The following is an 18,917-nucleotide window of genomic DNA, read 5'->3' on the forward strand; positions in this document are numbered from 1 at the left end:
AGAGCCCACCGTCCGGCGTCGCCGTCCTCGGCGCCTCGTCGGCAGCGACCCCGCCACGGCCCTCTCGTCCGCGCTCGACCGGACGTCCGCTGCGCCACCAGGTGCGGTCGGCGTGATCCCGCGCCGGCGTTCAAGGTCGGTCGTGCGCCGTCCGAGACTGGGGAGAGGCGTCCTGCGGGGCCGAGTAGCGGAAGGCGGTGGGGCCGGTGGCTGAGCTCACGCTGCACGCTGCCGCCGCAGGGCCCGTGGCCCGCGCCGAGGCCGTGGCCGCGGTGCACGCCGACCTGACGGCGCTCGACGACCTCATCGGCCGTGACCCCGTGCGGGCCGCCACGAGGGCCCGCGAGATCGCGGTCCTGGCGGCCGAGCTCGGTGACGTCGTCGCCGTCTCGCTCGCGCGGGTGGGTGAGGCCGAGGCGGTGCAACGCGCCGGCGACCCCGCCGGGGCGGCCGACAAGGTCACGCGCCTGCTCACCGAGTGCGACGCCGACGTCCGCGGGGCGGAGGCCACGTCCCGGGCCTCCTGGGTGCTGTCCCGCGTCTTCACCGACCTCGGGGACCGGCCCACCGCGCTCGAGCACGCCCTCGACGCCGTCGCGGCCTTCACCGACGACGTGTCGAAGCGGTTGCGCGCCCGCGTCCTGCTGACGGTCGCCGACCTGCTCGACGAGCTCGGCGGCGTCGAGGACGCCCGCACCTGGTACGCCCGCGCCGAGGAGCTCGCCGTCGGGGACGGCCAGCTGCACCTGCGGGTGGTCAACAACCGCGCCTACGCCGAGCTCGACCGCGGCGACGCCGACGGCGCGCGGCGCGAACTCGACCTCCTGCTCCGCCTCGGCGAGCAGTACGGGATGCCCCTCAACGCGAACACGCTCGACACCGTCGCCCGGGTCCAGCTGCTGTGCGGCGAGCTCGACGCGGCCGAGCAGTCGGCGCGGGCCGCCGTGGCGACGGGCGCGGCGATGGACGCGAAGAACGCGGACGACGAACCCGTCTACCTGCTGACCCTGGCCGTGGTCCTCCGCACGCGCGGTGACGCCGCCGCCGCGGCGGCGGTGCTGTGCCAGGCCCGTGCGATCTGCACGGGTGTCGGGTTCCGCACCGTCCGGGCGCAGCTGCTGGCCGAGCAGGCCGAGGTGCACGCGGCGCTGGGCGACCACCGCGCCGCCTTCGAGACCCACAAGGAGTTCTACGCCGCCGACCGCGAACTGCTCTCCGAACAGCGGGAGGCCCAGGCCCGCGCGCGGCAGGCGATGTTCGAGACCGACGTCGCGCGGGCGGAGGCGGCGCGCTACCGCGAGGAGGCGCGCCGGGACCCGTTGACGGGGTTGCGCAACCGCCTGTTCGTGGACGAGCGGCTGCCCGCCCTCGTGGAGGAGTCCCGCCGCGGCGGGCCGGTCGTGAGCGCGGTCCTCTTCGACCTCGACCACTTCAAGTCGGTGAACGACACGTTCTCGCACGAGGCCGGCGACGAGGTGCTGCGCCTGACGGCCGGCATCCTCGAAGGCGCCGTCGCGGACCACCCGACCGCGTTCGCCGCCCGACTCGGCGGCGAGGAGTTCCTCGTCGTCTGCACCGGTGGCGGCGACGGTGCGGCCGCGGAACTCGCCGAGCGCGTGCGCCGCACGGTCGCGGGGTTCGACTGGTCCGGCGCCACTCCGGGCCGGGGCATCACCGTCAGCGCCGGCGTCGCCGTCCTCGCGCCGGGGGGCGACAAGACGTCCCTGCTCTCGGCCGCCGACGCCCGCCTCTACGAGGCCAAGGCCGGCGGCCGGAACCAGGTGCGCGCCGGCTGACCCCGGTGGCCGGGAAACCGGTGGAGACCGGGCCCGGCTGCGAGCAGGGTGGGCCCGTGCCTTCCGTTCCCGCCGTCGACTGGCGCGCCGACCTCGGCGACCCCGACCTCCTCGACCTCGTCGCCTCCCACGGCGGCCGCCCCGTCCCGGGGTGGTGGCCCCGCGTGCGGGAGCACTCGCTGGGCTGGGTGACGGCCCGCGACGACGGCCTGCTCGTCGGGTTCGTCAACGTCGCGTGGGACGGCGGCGACCACGCGTTCCTGCTCGACACGAAGACCCGCCCCTCCCACCAGCGGCGGGGTGTCGGGACGGCGGTGGTGCGCCGGGCCGTGCAGGAGGCGACCGCGGCCGGGTGCGAGTGGCTCCACGTCGACTTCCTGCCCGAGCTGACGTCGTTCTACCGCGACGCGTGCGGGTTCCGCCCGACCGAGGCGGGACTGGTCCACCTCACCAGTGGTCGGCCGCCAGGGTCGTCGTGACGACGACGGCGCCGTCCGCTGCGGGTTGGGTCTGGAAGCGTCCGACGAGCCCACCGCTGCGGTCCACGGCCTCGACGACGTGCAAGGACCCCAGCTGCTCGTAGCCCACCTCGCGCACGGTGACGGCGTCGAGTCCGCCGGCCCGCGCGACGCGACCGCGCAGCACGTCCGCCTGCCCGGGCGGGAGCACGGCGTCGACCCCGAGGTGTTGGCACAGTGCCCGGTCGTCGCGGTCGACGACGGCGCTCAAGGTGCCGCGCACGGCGTCCTCGGGCCCGCCGTCCCCGTCGCCGCACCGCTGGGTGGTGCGCTGGAACCAGACGACCCCAACGACGACGAGCAGCACGACGAGGCTGCTCACGACGAGCGAGCGGACGCGGGACCGCGTGAGGGTGGGCACGTCGTCACTGTGGCAGCGCACCGTCCGGTCGGGGCGGGGTCTCCTGATCCGGGACCGGGTCCCACCGGGGGTGGTGGAGCGCGGTCAGCCCATCCGGACGGCGGGACCGGACACGACGATCCCGCCGTGCGCGGGCACGTCGACCGTGAGGAGCCCGGGGCGCCCGACGTGCCGACCCTGGTGGACGAGCACCCGCGCCGGTGGGTCCACGTGCCCCAGGGCCCGCAGGTACCCGCCGAGGGCCGCCGCGGCCGATCCCGTGGCCGGGTCCTCGGTGACGGAGCCGACGGGGAAGGCGTTGCGCGCCTCGAACAGGTGGGCGTCGCGGGCGTGCGCCAGCGTGATCGTCGCGGGCCAGCCGTTCGCGTCGAGCACGCGGCGCGCGCGGGCGGGGTCGAAGGTGACGGCGTCGAAGCGGTCGGCGTCGTGCAGCACCAGGACGGGGTGGGGGTTGCCCGCCGCCGCGACGCGGGGCGGGTACCGCTCGTCGAGGTCGTCGGCCGCCAGCCCGAACAGGTCGAGGAGTTCGGCCAGCTGCGCGGGGGTGAGGTCGGCGACGGAGGGTTCGACGCTCGTGAACGACGCCCGGCCCCCGTCGGCGACGAGCGCGACGGGCCCCACGGCCGTCTCGAACGTGAACTCCCCGCCCCCGTGCCGTTCCGCCAGCGCCACCGCGGTCGCGACCGTCGCGTGCCCGCAGAACGGGACCTCGGCGTGCGGGGAGAAGTACCGCATCCGCACCCGGCGCTCCGCGGGGCGGCCCACGACGAACGCCGTCTCGGCGTACCCGACCTCCGCGGCTACGGCGAGCATCTCGTCGGCGCTCGCCGTCGACGCGTCGAGCACGACCCCCGCGGGGTTCCCGCCGGCGGGGTCGTCGGTGAAGGCGGCGTAGCGCAGGACGTCCACCCGCGCGACCCTACTGCGCTCCTCGCTCCGCTCGGGGGACGCGTCGTCGGACCCTCGCTCCGGGTGGAGGGAGCGAGGGTCCGACGATCCGGCCCCGCGCGGGAACGGGCGGGGAAGCGGCGGGTCAGCCCTTGAGCGCCCCCGCGGCGATGTTGGCGATGAAGTGCCGGGAACCGATGAGGAAGATCCCGATGAGCGGGACGACGCTGACGACGGCGCCCGCCATGATCATCCCGTAGTCCGTCGTGTAGACGGAGTTCAGCTGCGCCAGTGCGGTCTGCAGCGTCTGCCGGCCCGGGTCGACGAGCACGACCAGCGGCCAGATGTAGTCGTTCCAGGCGGTGACGAACGTGAAGATGCCGAGGAACGCCAGCCCGCCGCGCATCATCGGGATGGCGATGGACCACCAGGTGCGGAAGAACCCCGCGCCGTCGAGGGTGGCGGACTCGACGAGTTCGTCCGGGATGGACGACTGGGCGAACTGCCGGAGCAGGAAGATGCCGAAGGCGTTCGCGGCGCCCGGCACGATGAGGGCCTGCAGCTGCCCCATCCACCCCAGTTCCGACATGAGGACGAAGCTCGGGACGAGGGAGAGGTTGCCCGGGACGAGGAACGTCACGAGCAGGACGGCGAACAGGACGTCTCGGCCGGGGAACTTGTACTTCGCGAAGGCGAACGCGGCGAGGGAGTCCAGCAGGACCACGAGGACGGCGAGGGAGCCGGCGACGATGAACGAGTTGAGCATCGCGCCGAGCAGGTCGATGTTGGCGACGACGTTGCGCAGGTTCTGCAGCAGGTGGGTGCTGGGCAGCAGGTTCGGCGGGTAGCTGAAGATCTGCGCCGTCGTGCTCGTCGACATGACGAGCAGCCAGTAGAACGGGAACAGCGACAGCAGGACGCCGACGAGGATGCAGCCGTGCGTGACGACCCGGCCGAGGACCCACTGGCGGCTGCGCCGCGGCCGCACGACGTGCAACCGGTCGCGCTGGGCGCGGGACGAACGGGTGAGTTCCGGAGCGCTCACCGGGCCACCTCCTTCGTGCGGCGGCGGGCCGCTCGGGACCCCACGCGGGGCACCGCGTCGCGGTCGCGCAGCAGCCGCCAGTTGATGATGGCGAAGACGGCGGCCAGGGCGAACAGCGCCCACGCGATGGCCGAGCCGTACCCGAAGTCGAGCTGGGAGAACGCCTGGTTGTACTGGTAGAGCACGATCGTCATGCCGGCCTCGTTGACGCCGCCGACCGTGCCGTTGCCGTTGGCGGCCCCGAAGAGGATCTGCGGTTCGGTGAAGAGCCCGAGACCGCCGATGGTGGAGGTGATGACGGTGAAGAGGATGACCGGGCGCAGCATCGGGATCGTCACCGAGAAGAACGTCCGCCAGAACCCTGCGCCGTCCACCTTGGCGGCGTCGTACAGCTCGTCCGGGACGGCCTGCAGGGCCGCGAGGTAGAGGATCGCGTTGTACCCCGTCCACCGCCAGACGACCATGACGGCGATGGTGATCTTGATGCCCCAGTCCGTGGACAACCACGCGACGGTGGGCAACCCGAGGGAGGTGAGGGCGGAGTTGACGATGCCGAAGCTGTCGGAGAAGACCGAGCCGAAGACGATGGCCATCGCCACCATGCTCGTCACGTTGGGGATGAAGAAGGCGACCCGGTAGAAGCCCTTCATCCGGATGTTCTGGTGCAGCAGGAACGCCATCACCAGGGCCAGGAAGAGCATCGGCACGGTCGAGATGACCCAGATGATGAGCGTGTTCGAGACGGCGTTCCAGAACCGCGAGTCCTGCAGCAGGAAGGCGTACTGCTGGAGGCCGACGAACTTGATGTCACCGATGCCGTCCCAGTCGGTGAAGGACAGGTAGACGGAGAAGAGGATCGGGAACGCGCCGAAGACGAGGAACAGCACGTAGAAGGGGGACACCGCCGCGTACTGCGGCCAGAAGGACCGCAGACCCCGGCGGCGGACGCTGAGCCCGTCCGTCCCGGTCCGGGTCGTGGTCGGGCGTTCGGCGACGGCCATCAGATCACCCCTCGCTTCTTGAGCAGCTTGTCGACGGCCACGACGGCGTCGTCCCACGCCTGGTCGGGGTCCTTGCCGGCGGACTCGACGACGCGGAGCTGGTCGGTGAAGGCGGTCGTCTGGTTCTCGTACGTGCTGATGAACGTCGTCGGGACGTTCTCGGCGGCGGTGCTGAAGAACGCCAGGGGGTCCTGGTCGCCGAAGAACCCGCCCGAGTCGGCCATGAGCCCGGTGGTGAACGCCTTCGGCGCGGAGGGGAAGAGCTGGATCTCGTTGTAGGACTGCGCCTGGTTCTCCGGCAGCGTGAGCCAGCGCGCGAAGGCCAGCGCCGCCGCCGGGTCCTTGGAGGTCTTGGGGACGGCGAGGAACGACCCGCCGGAGTTCCCGGGCAGCCCGGGTTGCTGGGCGATCCGCCACTTCCCGGACAGGTCGGGGGCCGTGTCGGACAGGACCTTCATCCACCACGCGCCCTCGATGTTGGCGCCGAGCTTGCCGGAGTTCCAGGCCGCGTTCTGCTCGTTCTCCACCTGGAGGTTCCGCGTCACCTTGGCCCGCACGGCCTTGACCGCCGTGTCCCACGCCTCGCGGATCGCCGACCCGGGTTCGTGGAAGAGCGGTTTGTCGTCCTTGTCGAAGTACCGCTGGGGCGAGGCGTTGACGAACTGGTTGAAGACCATCACGGCGTTGCCTGCGAGGGCGACGTCGCTGCTCTCGCGCAGCTGCTTGCCGAAGGCGATCCAGTCGTCCCAGGTGCGCACCGCGGCCGAGACCTCGTCGGGCTGCGAGGGCATCCCCGCCGCCTCGAAGAGGTCGCTGCGGTAGAAGAAGCCGGTCGGGCCGGTGTCCATCGGGAAGAAGAGGAAGCGTCCGGTCGGGGTCCGGCCGAGGTTCCACTTCCACTCGTAGTAGTCGTCCTTGAAGTCCTGGGCGCCGTAGTCGTCCAGGTTCACGAACTGGTCCTCGCTGGGGAAGTACAGCGCCGCGTTGGAGTTCACGGCCGTGATGTCGGGGATGTAGGCCTGGGCGGCGAACCCCGTCCGCAGCTTGCTGTCGAACGCGCCGCCGATGACGTCGGCGCGCAGGCGCTTGGACGTGCCGGGGATCTGCTGGGCCGCCTTCTGCAGCAGGCTCGGCGCGATGGACCGGTTCCAGTACCAGAGGACCAGCTCCGAGGGGTTGCTGGAGATGGAGGTGCCCTGTCCGCAGCCGGCCAGAGCGGCCGTCAGGGGGATGCCGGCGGCGCCGGCGAACCCGGCCCGCAGGACCGCGCGGCGGGAGGGGGGACGGCCGGGGGCGCCCCCCGGCCGCGGTGACGTCACGTGCAATCGAACCAGCCCACTCTCTTCGTCGAGACTGTCAGCCGTGCTTCCGTGAGCGCTCACGGAGTGGTAGGACGGTGCCACCGGCCAGGGACGCTGTCAAGGCACGCGATGATGCGTGCCGGGTGTCGGAGACCAGGGATCGAGGGTTCGTGTGACGGCTGACCAGGACGGACACGTCCGCGACCGCGCCGAGACGAAGGTGCGTCGCGTGCGCCGCAGCGCCGCGACGATCGAGGACGTCGCCGCCGCCGCGGGGGTGTCGCGGCAGACGGTGACGCGGGCCATGAACGACATGGAGGGCATCAGCGCCGCGACGAAGGCGCGGGTGCTGGCCGCGGCGAAGGAGCTGAACTACCGCCCCTCCCGCTTCGGTCGCGGTCTGGCCCGGGCGACGCACGACACGCTCGGGCTCGTCGTCTCCGACCTCGCCAACCCCTACTACCCCGAGTTCGCCGCGGCCACCGTCCGGTACGCAGGGGAGCTGGGGTGGAACGTGGTGCTCGTCGACACGGTCCACGCCACCGACCAGGAGCGGCTCCTCGTCGACCTCGCGAGCCAGGTCGACGCCGTCCTGGGCTACCTGGGGCCGACCGACCTCTGGCTCGACGCCCTCGCCGGCATGCCCGTCGTCACGGTCGACCCCGCGCCGAGCGGCCGAGCGTCAGGGGTCCCCGGGGTGCACGCCGTCCGGCTCGACCCGCGAGCGGCCCTGCGCGAGGCGGCGGCCCACCTCGCCCGTCTGGGCACCCGCACCGCCGTCGTCCTCGACGCCGACCACCCCGGTCGCAGCAACGAGCGCTCCCAGCAGATGGAGTCCTCGCTGCGCGAGGAGGGGATCGCCGTCGAGGTGCTGCGCGCCGGTGGGCAGGACGTCGCCACGGCGCGAGGTGCCACCCTGGACCTCCTGCGCCGGGGACTGCCCGACGCCCTGTTCGCCTGGAACGACATCCTCGCGGTCGGGGCGCTGGCCACCCTCGTCGAGCAGGGCGTGTCGGTGCCCGGTGACGTGCGGCTCGTGGGTTTCGACGGCCTCTCGCTCGGCACCTTCGTCACCCCGCAGCTGACGACGCTCGCCGTCGACATGCGCGAGGTGGCCCGGCAGGCCGTCGACCTCGCCGTGGGCACGCTCACGGACTCCGCGGGCGCCGCAGACCCCCAGGTGCGCTGGGTCGAGCACGTCTTCACCCCGCGCGGGACGGCCTGACCCGGCGGAAGGTGCGTCAGGGGCGGCGCTGCCGACCCCGGTAGGTGGCCCACGGGTCGTAGTCGACCTCGAGCTCGGCCTGCTCCGGCCGCTGGTCCTCGGGCACGTGCTGGAGGTTCACACGCACGCGGTACCAGAGGGAACTGCTGCCGCGCATGCCGTCCACGAGGACGTCGGCGTCGGCCAGCAGCGGGACGACGTCCGGGTGCCGGGCCTTCCAGGACTCCAGGCCGGCGAGCACCTCGGGTTTGGTCCTCGCCCGGGCGATCTCGATGAGCGGCATGGTCTTCGTCCGCGACCCCGTGCCCTTGGGGGGTTTCTCCGCGGGGCCGAGGCGCTCGGCCAGGTCGAGCAGCGCCTGCAGCGAACCGCCGGTCCCGTCCATGCCCGCCCACGGGTCGCCCCCGAGGTCGGCGAAGCGCTGGGGGACGGTGAGGACGGTGTGGTCCTCGGGGCGGACGTCGCGGACCTCGTCCCACGTCAGCGGGGTCGAGACCCGGGCGTCGGGCAGCGCGCGCACGGAGTAGGCCGAGGCGACCGTGCGGTCCTTGGCGTTCTGGTTGAAGTCGACGAACACCCCCTCGCCGCGCTCCTCCTTCCACCACCGGCTCGTGGCCAGCCCCTCCGCCCGGTTCTCCACCTCGCGCGCCACCGTCTCGGCCGCCAGCCGCACCTGCGGGTAGGTCCACACGCCGGGGTCGAGGGGGGCGTACACGTGGAAACCCCGGGACCCGGACGTCTTGGGCCACGCGGTGAGCCCGTGGTCGGCGAGCACGTCGCGGGCGACGAACGCGACGTCGACGATCTGGTGCCAGTCCACGCCGGGTTGGGGGTCGAGGTCGATCCGGAGTTCCACCGGGTGGTCGAGGTCCTCGGCGAGCACGGGGTGCGGGTTGAGGTCGATGCAGTTCAGGTTCAGGACCCAGGCCAGCGAGGCCTCGTCCCGGACCACCGTCTCGGCGGCCGACGTCCCGCGCGCGTAGTGCAGTTCGGCGACCTCGATCCAGTCGGGCCGCTTCTCCGGCGCCCGCTTCTGGAACACGGCCTCGGCCTGCAGGCCCTTGACGAACCGCTTGAGCACCATGGGCCGTCCGCGCACTCCGCGCAGCGCCCCGTCGGCCACGGCGAGGTAGTACCGGACGAGGTCGAGCTTCGTCGTGCCCGTCTGCGCGAACACCACCTTGTCGGGGCTGGTGATGGTCACCTCGCGGCCGGCGAGTTCGAGGACGTGCTGCGTGGACGCCACGTCCGCAGACTAGGGGCCGTTCAGCTCCGGCGCAGGGCATCGTGGCGCAGGACGGCGTGCACGCCCCACGTCCGGTTCGCGACCTGCGTGACGCGCAGGTCGGCGCAGCTGCTCAGCAGGGCGAGAGCGGTCAGGCGGTCCAGCGCGTGCTCGGCGGCCACCCACGTCACGAGGTCGCCGAGCGCGGCGTCCGTCGCGGCGTTGAGGTCGGCGTCGAAGCCGAACGTGATGCGCTCGGTGGGTGTGACGGCGTGGACGGTGGGCAGCGCGGGGTTCGGGACGACCGAGACGGTGAGTTCCGACGTCGTCCCGCACTCGACGGCGGTCCCGCAGACCTCGCCGTCGCCCTGGGCGGCGTGGCCGTCGCCCAGGCACAGCAGGGCGCCCGGGACGTGGACGGGCAGGAACAGGGTCGACCCCGCGACGAGGGACCGGCAGTCGACGTTCCCGCCGTGACCCGGGCGCGGCGGGATGGTCGAGTGTCGTCCCGCTGCGGCCGGGGTGGTGCCGACGACGCCGAGGAACGGCGCGGTGTCGACCGTGAACCCGAGCTGGTTCGTCGCGGTCCCGGACCCGATGTCCCACAGCAGGTCCACGCGTCCGGTCGTGCCGAGCCGAGCGTTCAGCGGGGTGTCCATCCCGGCGACGGTCCAGCCCCAGTCGGCCGTCCGGACGGAGTGGAGGGTGATGGCCAGGACGTCGCCGGGTTCCGCGCCGCGGACGGCCACCGGACCGCTGAGGCAGTGCCCCTCGGCGTCCTCGAGCAGGCGCGGGGTCGGGGCCCCGGGGCTCGCCGGGCGCCGGGTGAAGCCGTGCGCGTCGAGGGCCTCGACGGTGAACCGCTCGCCGGGGTCGACGGTGAGGACGGGGTCGAGCGAGGCGTCGAAGGCGTCGGTGACGGTTCCGGCGGTGGGGCGCAGGACCTGCGGTCCGCGGGGCTGGTCGGTGGGCACGGACCGATCCTCTCCCCGGGAGCCGTGCGCCGCTCAGGACGGGACGGTGGACTCCCGCACCACGAGCCGGGTGGGCAGCGTCGTCGTCCCGGGGGAGGGCTCGCCCGCGACGGCCTGCAGGAGCAGTTCGCCCGCGCGCCGGCCGAGGGCCTCCAGGCCCAGGTTCACCGTGGTCAGGGGCGGCCGGGAGGCGAGCGCGATGACGTCCCAGTCGTCGAACCCGACGACGGCCACGTCGTGCGGCACCCGGCGGCCGGCGTCGCGCAGACCGTCGCAGATCCCACGGGCGATCTGGTCGCTCCCGCACGTCACGGCGTCGAGGTCGGGGTGCCGGCGCAGCAGCAGGTCCGCGGCGAGCCGCCCCCAGCGCTCGCTCCAGTCCCCGTGCAGGACGGGCCCGACGAGCGCCTCCCCGGCGGTCCGCTCGACGGACTCCGCGCGGACCCGGGTGGCGTGGTGGTCGGCGGGCCCGGTGACGTGCGCGACACGTCGCCGGCCGAGGTCCAGGACGTGCTGGACGGCGTCGGCGGCCCCGCGGGCCTGGTCGGTGACGAGCGAGGTGTCCCGCGGGTCCTGCGAGGGGGTGAACGCGTAGACGACCGGGACGCTCGCGGCCAGCGGCGGCCGCGGGTCGGTGCGCCGGCCCGTCACGATGATCCCGTCGACCCGGCGGGCCTGCAGCGTCCGCAGGTAGTGCTGCTCGCGCAGCGGGTCGTCGCGGCTGTCGCAGAGCAGCACGCTCATCTCCCCGGCGCCCAGGGCGTTCTCCGCGCCGAGCATCACGGGGATCGAGAAGCGGCCGAAGCTGTCGGTCGTGATGAGCCCGACGGTGTAGCTGCGGCCGGAGGACAGGCCGCGGCCGAGGGAGTCCGGTGTGAACCCGAGCTGCTCGGCCGCCCGGCGCACGCGGTCGCGCGTCGCGGCCCTCAGCTGGCCGGTCCCGTTGAGGGCCTTGGAGGCCGTACCCGCCGAGACGCCGGCGAGCGCGGCGACGTCGACGATCCGCACCGGAACGACGCTTTCCGTCACTGACGACCTCCAGACCCTGTGAACCGCAGCAGAGTACCGCGCTCTTGACGGGCCAGGAGGCCCGATCTAGATTCGTCGCAGAAAACGTGTTCCGGAGTTTCCGGACGCACCGGCACCGCCTCGATGGAGAGCTCATGACCAGCACGACCGCTGGAGCGGACCTGACCGTCACGCCTCGGACGTCCCCGGCGAAGGCCCCCGTCGCCCCCACCGCCGACGCGTCGGTCGCCCTGCAGCCCGTCCCGCTCGGGGCCTCGCGCAGCACGGGCGGCTTCTGGTTCGACCGCATGCAGGCGAACCGTCGCCAGGCGATCCGGACCGGCTACGAGAAGCTCGAGACCGCGGGCAACCTGCGGAACCTGCGCATCGCCGCGGGCATCGAGCAGGGCGAGGCCAAGGGCCCGATCTTCATGGACTCCGACGTCTACAAGTGGCTCGAGGCCGCCGGCTGGGAGTACGGCCGTGAGGCCGACGAGGAGGTCCTCGGCTGGATCCGCGAGGTCAGCGGCGTCGTCGCCGCGGCGCAGGCCGAGGACGGCTACCTCGACTCCGTCCAGCAGGTCCGCGGGAAGGGCGAGCGCTACACCGGGCTGCACTGGAGCCACGAGCACTACTGCGCCGGTCACCTGTTCCAGGCCGCCGTCGCCGTGCACCGCAGCACGGGGGACACCGTCCTGCTCGACGTCGCCGTGAAGCTCGCCGACCACCTCGTCGCCACCTTCGGGCCGGGGCTGACCGAGGAGGTCGACGGTCACCCCGTCGTCGAGATGGGCCTGGTGGAACTGTTCCGCGAGACGGGGAACCGCGCCTACCTCGACCTCGCGCGGTGGTTCGTCGACGCCCGCGGGCACGGCATCATCCGGTCCCGGTTCGGGGTCGACCCCACCTACTTCTCCGACCGCGTCCCCGTGCGCGAGGCGACCTCGCCCGAGGGCCACTCGGTGCGTGCCGTCTACCTCACCGCCGGGGCCGCGGACGTCGCCGCCGAGACCGGGGACACCGGGCTCCTCGACGCCCTCGTCCGGCAGTGGGAGGGCATGCTGGCCTCCAAGACGTACGTCACGGGCGGCATCGGGTCGCGCTGGGACTTCGAGCAGTTCGGCGACCACTACGAACTCGGCCCGGACCGCGCCTACGCCGAGACGTGCGCGGCGATCGCGAGCGTGCAGTGGAGCTACCGCCTGCTGCTCGCGACGGGGGAGGCCCGGTACGCCGACCTCGTCGAGCGCACGCTCTACAACGCGTTCCTGCCCGGGGTGTCCCTGGCCGGCACGGAGTACTTCTACGTCAACGCCCTGCAGCTGCGGCACGGGGCGCACGCCGAGGAGGAGCGCAGCGTCGCCCACGGCCGGCGCCCCTGGTTCGACTGCGCCTGCTGCCCGCCGAACATCATGCGCACGCTGTCCCAGCTCGACGCCTACGTCGCGACGAGCGCGGACCGAGACGGGGTCCCCGGGATCCAGCTGCACCAGTTCACGACCGGTGAGGTCGAGGCGGGCGGGGTCCGCCTGCGGGTGAGCACCGAGTACCCCTGGGAGGGCACCGTCCGCGTCGAGGTGCTGGCCTCGCCCGGGGAGTTCGAGCTGGCCGTGCGCGTGCCCGGCTGGGCCGACGGCGCGACGGCGAGCGTGGCGGGGGAGTCCCTCACGACCACCGCGGGGGAGTACCTCCGCGTCCACCGCACGTTCGCCGTCGGCGACGTGGTGGAACTCGTCCTGCCGATGACGGTCCGCCCCGTCGAGGCCGACCCGCGCGTCGACGCGGTCCGCGACTGCGTCGTCGTCGAGCGCGGACCCCTCGTCTACGCCGTGGAGCAGGTCGACCTGCCCGACGGCCTCGTCGCCGACGACGTGCGCGTCCGCGTCGCCGAACTCCGGGACGCCCGCGCCGAGCACCGCCCGGACCTGCTGGAGGGCGTCACCGTCCTGCACCTGCCCGTGCACGCCGCGGTGGGAGCGGCCACCGGCCCGCTCTACCGACCGGCCGGGGACGAGCCCGCGCCGCAGGCCGAGGACGCGACCCAGGTCGTCCCCGCCGTCCCGTACTACGCCTGGGCCAACCGCGAGCTCGGCGCCATGCGCGTCTGGCTCCCGCGGGCCTGACCGGCCCGTCCGTCCCGTTCCAGGAGGAGGTGCGATGGAGCTCCACCGAAGGACCCTGCTCGCGCTGGGAGGGCTCGCCGGTCTCTCGGCGTTGCTGCCCTCCTGCGCCTCGCAGCTGCCCGAGGCCGACGTCACGGCCGCGGGGTTCGGCCAGGACGCGACCGGGACCGTCCGGTTGTGGTGCCGGGCGGCGACGGTCGTCGGCGTCCGGCAGGTCGTCGACGCGTTCAACGCCTCGCAGAAGGCCGTCCGCGTCGAGGTCACCCCGGTCCTCGACGGTCAGTACGTCACGAAGCTCGCCACGGCCATCCGCGGCGGGAACGTGCCGGACATCGTCGACATCGACGACATCAACTCGATGCTCTTCATCTACCGGGACTCGTTCACCGACCTGACCCCGCTCGTGCAGCAGTTGGGGTTCGCGGACCAGCTGAACCCCGGGCAGCTCGCGCTGGCCACCCGCACCGGGAAGCACTACGGCGTCCCGTACATCGCGGACAACTCGATGCTCTTCTACAACACCGAACTGTTCGAGAAGGCCGGCCTCGACCCAGAGGACCACACCCAGGACTTCGACGGGCTGCTCGAGGCCGCCCGCGCCATCGGGGCCCTGGGCGACGGGACGTACGGCTGGTCGGTCGACGGCAACGCGGCCGGGATCCTCGGGTTCGTCGTGCAACCGCACATCTGGGCGGCGAAGGCCCCGAACATCGTCGGGGAGGTGGGGGACCAGCGCGGGGCGATCGCCGACAACGACGCCGTCCGCCGCACGTTCCAGCTCTACCGCACGATGTGGGACGAGAAGCTCATGCCGCAGGGGAACTTCTCCGGCGACGGCTCGCGCTGGGGTGCCGACTTCCGCGCCGGCACGGTCGGCCTCTTCCCGGCGAACTTCTCCGTCGCGGCCCTCAACGCCACACCGGAGATGCGCGCCAAGACCGGGGTCGTCCTGCTCCCCGGGCCCGACGGCGGTCGCGCCACCTTCGCCGGCGGGGACAACCTCTGCATCCCGCGGGGGGCCGCCAACGCGTCGGGGGCCTGGCAGTTCGCCCGGTTCGCCCTCGACCTGCCCCAGCAGGAGAACCTCCCCGCCGGCGGGTACATCCCGGTCCGCTCCGATGCCGCGACCGCCGCGTACCGGGAGAAGTTCCCGCTCGCGGTCGCCCCGCTCGACGGCATCGCCGGGGCGTACGCGCCGACGACGCTCGCCTACAACCTGCTCTTCAACCAGCAGGACTCGCCGTGGATCGCCGCGTTCCGCCGGGCCGTCTTCGACGGTGACCTCGACGGGGCGCTGCGTCAGGGGCAGAAGGACTTCGACCGCATCCTGGAACAGGCGCAACTGTGAGCACCCTCGAGAGAAACCCCCGGTCCCTCACCCACCCGCCCCGGACGGGGTTGCTGCTGACGCTGCCCGCCCTGGCCTTCGTCACGGTCTTCGTGCTCGTGCCGCTCGTCTTCGCGGTCTACATGTCCTTCACGAACTGGCCGCTCATCGGGTCCTACCAGTTCATCGGGATCGGGAACTACACGGCGATCGCGTCCGACCCGGTCTTCTGGAAGTCCGTGGGCTACACGCTGCTGTACACCGTCGTCGTGACGGTGCCGATCCTCGTCCTGGGGTACGTCCTGGCCGTCGTCGTCCGCGCCAACCGCCGGTTCGCGACCGTGTTCCGCACGATCTTCTTCGTCCCCTACGTCATCGGTCTGACGACGCTGAGCTTCCTCATGGTGCTCGAGGCGCAACCCGGCTCGGGGATGGTCAACGTCCTCCTCAAGGCCCTCGGGATCACCGACGGGACCACGGCCTGGCTCGCCGACGGTCCGCTGGCGACGGGTCTCATCTGCGTGATGATCGTCTGGGCCGTCTCGGGGCTGACGATGGTCCTGCTCATGGGCGGCATGCAGGGGGTCCCGCGCGACGTGTACGAGTCCGCCGAGATGGACGGTGCCTCCTGGTGGCAGCGCGAGCGCAGCATCACCATCCCGATGCTGCGGCGCACGATCGCGATGAGCCTGGTCATCTCCGTCATCGGGTCGCTGCTGGCGTTCACCCAGTTCTACGTCCTGACCCGTGGGGGGCCGGGGACGGACACCCAGACGGTCGTCATGTACGTGTACCAGCGCGGTTTCGTCCAGCTCCAGCTGGGTGCGGCCTCCGCGCTCTCGATCGTCCTGGTCGTCGTCATCGGTCTGGTGACGGCCGCCCAGTTCCGGCTGCTGCGTGAGAAGGACTGACACCATGGCATCCCTGACGACCCCCACCCGGCGGCACGGCTCGCCCGAGGTGCGCGCGCGCCACCCCCGGGGCGCGGACGCGGCCGGGCGCGCCGAGTCCCGGACGAAGACCACCCTCTACTGGCTCGGCGGCACCCTCGCGGCCCTCGTCTTCCTCGTGCCCCTGGCCTGGTCGGTGCTGCGGTCGTTCCAGTCCAACGACGCGATCGTCGCGACCAGCCCGAACGCGGGGGACCTGTTCTCCCTCACGACGGCGAACTTCCGGGCGCTGTTCAGCAGCGACCTCGACATCCTGCGGTCCGTGGGCAACAGCCTCGTCGTCGCCGTCTGCACGGCCGTCCTGACGGCCGTCGTCGCGACGCTGGCGGGCTACGGGTTCGGGCGCTTCCGGTTCCGGGGCCGCAACGTCCTCTTCGGCGTCGTCGTGGTGACGATGATGGTGCCGTTCCAGGCCATCATCACGCCCCTGTACCTGCAGATGAACGCCATGGGGCTGACCGACTCCCGGCTGGGCCTGGTGCTCTTCTACACGACGGTCAACCTGCCGTTCGGCGTGTTCGTCATGCGCAACGCGTTCGAGAACATCCCTGCCGAGATCGAGGACTCGGCGCGCGTCGACGGCGCCGGCACGATGCGGGCCCTCGTCTCGGTGCTGCGGCCCCTGCTCATCCCCGGCATGGCGACCAGCGCGCTCTACGCCTTCCTCGCCAGCTGGACCGAGTTCCTCGGCGCGCTGACGTTCCTCACCGACGACCGCCTCTACACGCTGCCGCTGGCGCTGGTGAACCTGCAGTCCGGCGCGTACGGGGCCGTCAACTACGGCTACCTCGTCGCGGGCGCCGTCGTCGCGATGATCCCTTGCATCATCCTCTACGTCGCTCTCCAGCGGTTCTACGTCGCCGGTCTGGCCTCCGGAGCCGTCAAGGGCTGAACCGCGTCGCCCCAGCCGGGCCCGGACCGCGCGACCTGCGCGCGGTCCGGGCCCTTCCACGTCCACCGCCCGGCGGGCCGAAAGGTCTGAGATCAGACCATTGACGTCAGCGGGTGCCCGTCGGCACACTGGCGCGCATGCTTCCGGACGCCGACGTGGACCCCCAGGGTTCCGCGGGTGCGCCCGGGCTCGGCTGGCTCGTGCTGCACCCCGTCCGGGGCCAGCACGCGTTCGAGGCGTGCGTCGAGCAGCTCGGCACCGCGATCCGCCTCGGGGTGTTCCCGCGGGGGACGGCGCTGCCCACAGAACGTGACCTCTCCACCCGTCTCGGCGTCTCGCGGGCCACGCTGCGCGAGGCCATCGCCGCCCTGCGCGCCGCGGGCATGGTCGAGACGAAACGCGGTCGTGGAGGCGGCACCGTCGTGACGATGGCGCCCACGTTGCCGCGCCGGATCGGTGCCCAGCAACGGCAGTCGCGGCGACAGGCGTGGCTCGACACGCTGGACTTCCGCCGCATCGTCGAACCCGGGGCGGCGCACCTCGCCGCGTCGCGCGACCTCACCCCCGAGCAGCGGGAACGTCTCGACGAGGCGCACGCCGCGGTCCTGGCCGCGACGGAACCCTCCTCGCACCGGCAGGCCGACTCCCGGTTCCACCTGACGATCGCCACCCTCACGGGGTCGGCGCTCGTGCTCGAGGCCGTCACCTCCGTGCAGGCCGGTGTCCACGAGATGCTCACGGCGATCCCGGTGCTCGGCACGAACATCGACCACTCCGACCAGCAGCACGCACGCATCGTGCGGGCCGTCGTCGACGGCGACGGCCCCCGGGCCCGCCGCGCGATGGAGGAGCACTGCGACGACACGGCCGCGTTGCTGCGCGGCCTCCTCGACTGACCCCACCCTTCCCGGCGACCGGAGGACGACGTGCGCAACGAACGGCACCTGACGCGTGAGGACCTGCTCGCCCGGATCGACAGCGGTGAGCTCGACACCGTCGTCGTGGCCTTCACCGACATGCAGGGACGACTGCAGGGCAAACGGTTCCACGCGGCCTACTTCCGCGACCACGTGCTGGACCACGGCACCGAGGGGTGCAACTACCTGCTGGCCGTCGACGTCGACATGACCACCGTCCCCGGGTACGCCATGACGTCGTGGGAGAAGGGCTACGGCGACGTCGAGTTCGTCCTCGACCTCGAGACCACCCGCCTGCTGCCGCACCTGCCGGCCACCGCCCTGGTGCAGGCCGACCTGGCGTGGCTCGACGGCCGCCCCGTCGACCAGAGCCCCCGCACGGTGCTCAAGCGGCAGCTGGACCGCGCGCGGGAGCTCGGCTTCTGCGCGCTGGCCGGGACGGAACTCGAGTTCATCCTCTTCGAGGAGACCTACGAGGCCGCCGCGAACCGGAACTACCAGGAGCTCGTGCCCTCCAACCAGTACAACGTCGACTACTCGGTCCTCGGCACCTCGCGCGTGGAACCCGTCCTGCGCGACATCCGCAACGCGATGTACGCGGCAGGGCTGGACGTGGAGTGCGCCAAGGGGGAGTGCAACTTCGGCCAGCACGAGATCGGCTTCCTCTACGCCGACGCCCTCGTCACGGCCGACAACCACGCCGTCTACAAGACGGTGGCCAAGGAGATCGCCGCCCAGCACGGCAAGGCGCTGACGTTCATGGCCAAGTACGACCAGCGCGAGGGGAACTCCTGCCACATCCACCTCAGCCTGCGCGGGCTGGACGGCAGCACCGTGTTCTGGGAGGACGGGCGGCGCACCCCGCTGTACGACTCCTTCGTGGCGGGTGTCCTCGCCACCATGGCCGACTTCACGCTGCTCTACGCGCCGAACGTGAACTCCTACAAGCGCTTCGCCGACGGCTCGTTCGCCCCGATGGCCATCGCCTGGGGCGAGGACAACCGCACGTGCGCCGTGCGGCTCGTCGGTCACGGGTCGGGGGCGCGGCTGGAGAACCGGGTCCCCGGCGGCGACGTCAACCCGTACCTGTCGCTCGCCGCCGTGCTCGCCGGCGGACTGCACGGCGTCGAGCGGGAACTGAGCCTGGAACCGGCCCTGGCCGGGAACGCCTACGCCTCCGACGCCCCGCGTGTCCCGGGCACCCTGCGGCAGGCCCGGGACCTGTTCGCGGCCAGCGCCGTGGCGCGGGCGGCGTTCGGCGACGAGGTCGTCGACCACTACACCAACGCGGCCGACGTCGAGCTGACGGCGTTCGAGTCGGCCGTCACCGACTGGGAACGTCGCCGCGGATTCGAACGGATGTGAG

At 72.5% G+C, this 18,917-nt stretch carries 17 protein-coding genes; 9 read left to right on the plus strand and 8 right to left on the minus strand.

Going from position 1 to position 18,917, the window contains the following annotated elements:
• Nucleotides 1-206 precede the first annotated feature (206 nt).
• Both AB0637_RS16315 and AB0637_RS16320 read left to right on the plus strand, forming a co-directional pair.
• Entirely contained in the window at nt 207-1,796 is a 1,590-nt protein-coding gene (locus AB0637_RS16315; RefSeq protein WP_366173524.1) for a GGDEF domain-containing protein, read from the plus strand.
• A 56-nt stretch (nt 1,797-1,852) separates the two neighbouring features.
• Nucleotides 1,853-2,275 carry a GNAT family N-acetyltransferase gene (locus tag AB0637_RS16320; protein ID WP_366173526.1) on the plus strand — a complete coding sequence of 141 codons (423 nt, stop codon included), beginning with the start codon at nt 1,853-1,855 and terminating at the stop codon, nt 2,273-2,275.
• Here the strand turns inward: AB0637_RS16320 and AB0637_RS16325 are convergent.
• The 5 genes from AB0637_RS16325 to AB0637_RS16345 form a co-directional block, all read right to left on the minus strand.
• On the minus strand, nt 2,244-2,675 hold the full coding sequence (locus tag AB0637_RS16325; protein ID WP_366173527.1) for a hypothetical protein: 432 nt from the start codon (nt 2,673-2,675) through the stop codon (nt 2,244-2,246). The genes AB0637_RS16320 and AB0637_RS16325 overlap by 32 nt on opposite strands.
• Before the next feature lie 84 nt (nt 2,676-2,759).
• Nucleotides 2,760-3,584: a PhzF family phenazine biosynthesis protein gene (locus AB0637_RS16330; RefSeq protein WP_366173528.1), complete on the minus strand. Its 825-nt coding sequence runs from the start codon at nt 3,582-3,584 to the stop codon at nt 2,760-2,762.
• Between the two features lie 124 nt (nt 3,585-3,708).
• Nucleotides 3,709-4,608 carry a carbohydrate ABC transporter permease gene (locus AB0637_RS16335; RefSeq protein WP_366173529.1) on the minus strand — a complete coding sequence of 300 codons (900 nt, stop codon included), beginning with the start codon at nt 4,606-4,608 and terminating at the stop codon, nt 3,709-3,711.
• The gene (locus tag AB0637_RS16340) at nt 4,605-5,609 is read right to left on the minus strand and encodes a sugar ABC transporter permease (protein ID WP_366173530.1); all 1,005 of its coding nucleotides are present in this window, start codon (nt 5,607-5,609) and stop codon (nt 4,605-4,607) included. Before AB0637_RS16340 ends, AB0637_RS16335 begins: the two co-directional genes overlap by 4 nt.
• Complete coding sequence (locus AB0637_RS16345; protein WP_366173531.1) at nt 5,609-6,928, minus strand: extracellular solute-binding protein; 1,320 nt, start codon at nt 6,926-6,928, stop codon at nt 5,609-5,611. Before AB0637_RS16345 ends, AB0637_RS16340 begins: the two co-directional genes overlap by 1 nt.
• A gap of 154 nt (nt 6,929-7,082) precedes the next feature.
• Between AB0637_RS16345 and AB0637_RS16350 the strand changes: the two genes are divergently transcribed.
• Nucleotides 7,083-8,135 (plus strand): LacI family DNA-binding transcriptional regulator, encoded by a 1,053-nt coding sequence (locus AB0637_RS16350; protein ID WP_366173533.1) that lies wholly within the window; start codon nt 7,083-7,085, stop codon nt 8,133-8,135.
• Nucleotides 8,136-8,151: 16 nt separating this feature from the next.
• On the opposite strand, the gene AB0637_RS16355 is transcribed toward AB0637_RS16350, so the two are convergent.
• From AB0637_RS16355 to AB0637_RS16365, 3 genes are read right to left on the minus strand one after another with little or no spacing between them, the layout of a single operon-like run.
• The gene (locus AB0637_RS16355; RefSeq protein ID WP_366173535.1) at nt 8,152-9,381 is read right to left on the minus strand and encodes a DNA polymerase domain-containing protein; all 1,230 of its coding nucleotides are present in this window, start codon (nt 9,379-9,381) and stop codon (nt 8,152-8,154) included.
• Between the two features lie 20 nt (nt 9,382-9,401).
• Nucleotides 9,402-10,334, minus strand: coding sequence for an acetamidase/formamidase family protein (locus AB0637_RS16360; protein WP_366173536.1), 933 nt, complete (start codon nt 10,332-10,334; stop codon nt 9,402-9,404).
• Nucleotides 10,335-10,367: 33 nt separating this feature from the next.
• Complete coding sequence (locus AB0637_RS16365; protein WP_366173537.1) at nt 10,368-11,342, minus strand: LacI family DNA-binding transcriptional regulator; 975 nt, start codon at nt 11,340-11,342, stop codon at nt 10,368-10,370.
• Between the two features lie 155 nt (nt 11,343-11,497).
• Here AB0637_RS16365 and AB0637_RS16370 point away from each other — a divergent pair, with 155 nt between their 5' ends.
• The 6 genes from AB0637_RS16370 (at nt 11,498) to AB0637_RS16395 (ending at nt 18,916) form a co-directional block, all read left to right on the plus strand.
• Nucleotides 11,498-13,465 (plus strand): beta-L-arabinofuranosidase domain-containing protein, encoded by a 1,968-nt coding sequence (locus AB0637_RS16370; protein WP_366173538.1) that lies wholly within the window; start codon nt 11,498-11,500, stop codon nt 13,463-13,465.
• Nucleotides 13,466-13,499: 34 nt separating this feature from the next.
• Nucleotides 13,500-14,813 carry a sugar ABC transporter substrate-binding protein gene (locus tag AB0637_RS16375; RefSeq protein ID WP_366173539.1) on the plus strand — a complete coding sequence of 438 codons (1,314 nt, stop codon included), beginning with the start codon at nt 13,500-13,502 and terminating at the stop codon, nt 14,811-14,813.
• Complete coding sequence (locus AB0637_RS16380; protein WP_366173540.1) at nt 14,810-15,703, plus strand: sugar ABC transporter permease; 894 nt, start codon at nt 14,810-14,812, stop codon at nt 15,701-15,703. Before AB0637_RS16375 ends, AB0637_RS16380 begins: the two co-directional genes overlap by 4 nt.
• 4 nt (nt 15,704-15,707) lie before the next feature.
• Nucleotides 15,708-16,634: a carbohydrate ABC transporter permease gene (locus AB0637_RS16385; protein ID WP_366173541.1), complete on the plus strand. Its 927-nt coding sequence runs from the start codon at nt 15,708-15,710 to the stop codon at nt 16,632-16,634.
• 137 nt (nt 16,635-16,771) lie between these two features.
• Nucleotides 16,772-17,530, plus strand: a complete 759-nt coding sequence (locus tag AB0637_RS16390; RefSeq protein WP_366173542.1) for an FCD domain-containing protein — start codon at nt 16,772-16,774, stop codon at nt 17,528-17,530.
• 30 nt (nt 17,531-17,560) lie between these two features.
• Nucleotides 17,561-18,916, plus strand: coding sequence for a glutamine synthetase family protein (locus tag AB0637_RS16395; RefSeq protein ID WP_366173544.1), 1,356 nt, complete (start codon nt 17,561-17,563; stop codon nt 18,914-18,916).
• Nucleotide 18,917 lies beyond the last annotated feature (1 nt).

It is taken from the genome of Kineococcus sp. NPDC059986 (genome assembly GCF_040702905.1).
GTDB lineage: Bacteria > Actinomycetota > Actinomycetes > Actinomycetales > Kineococcaceae > Kineococcus.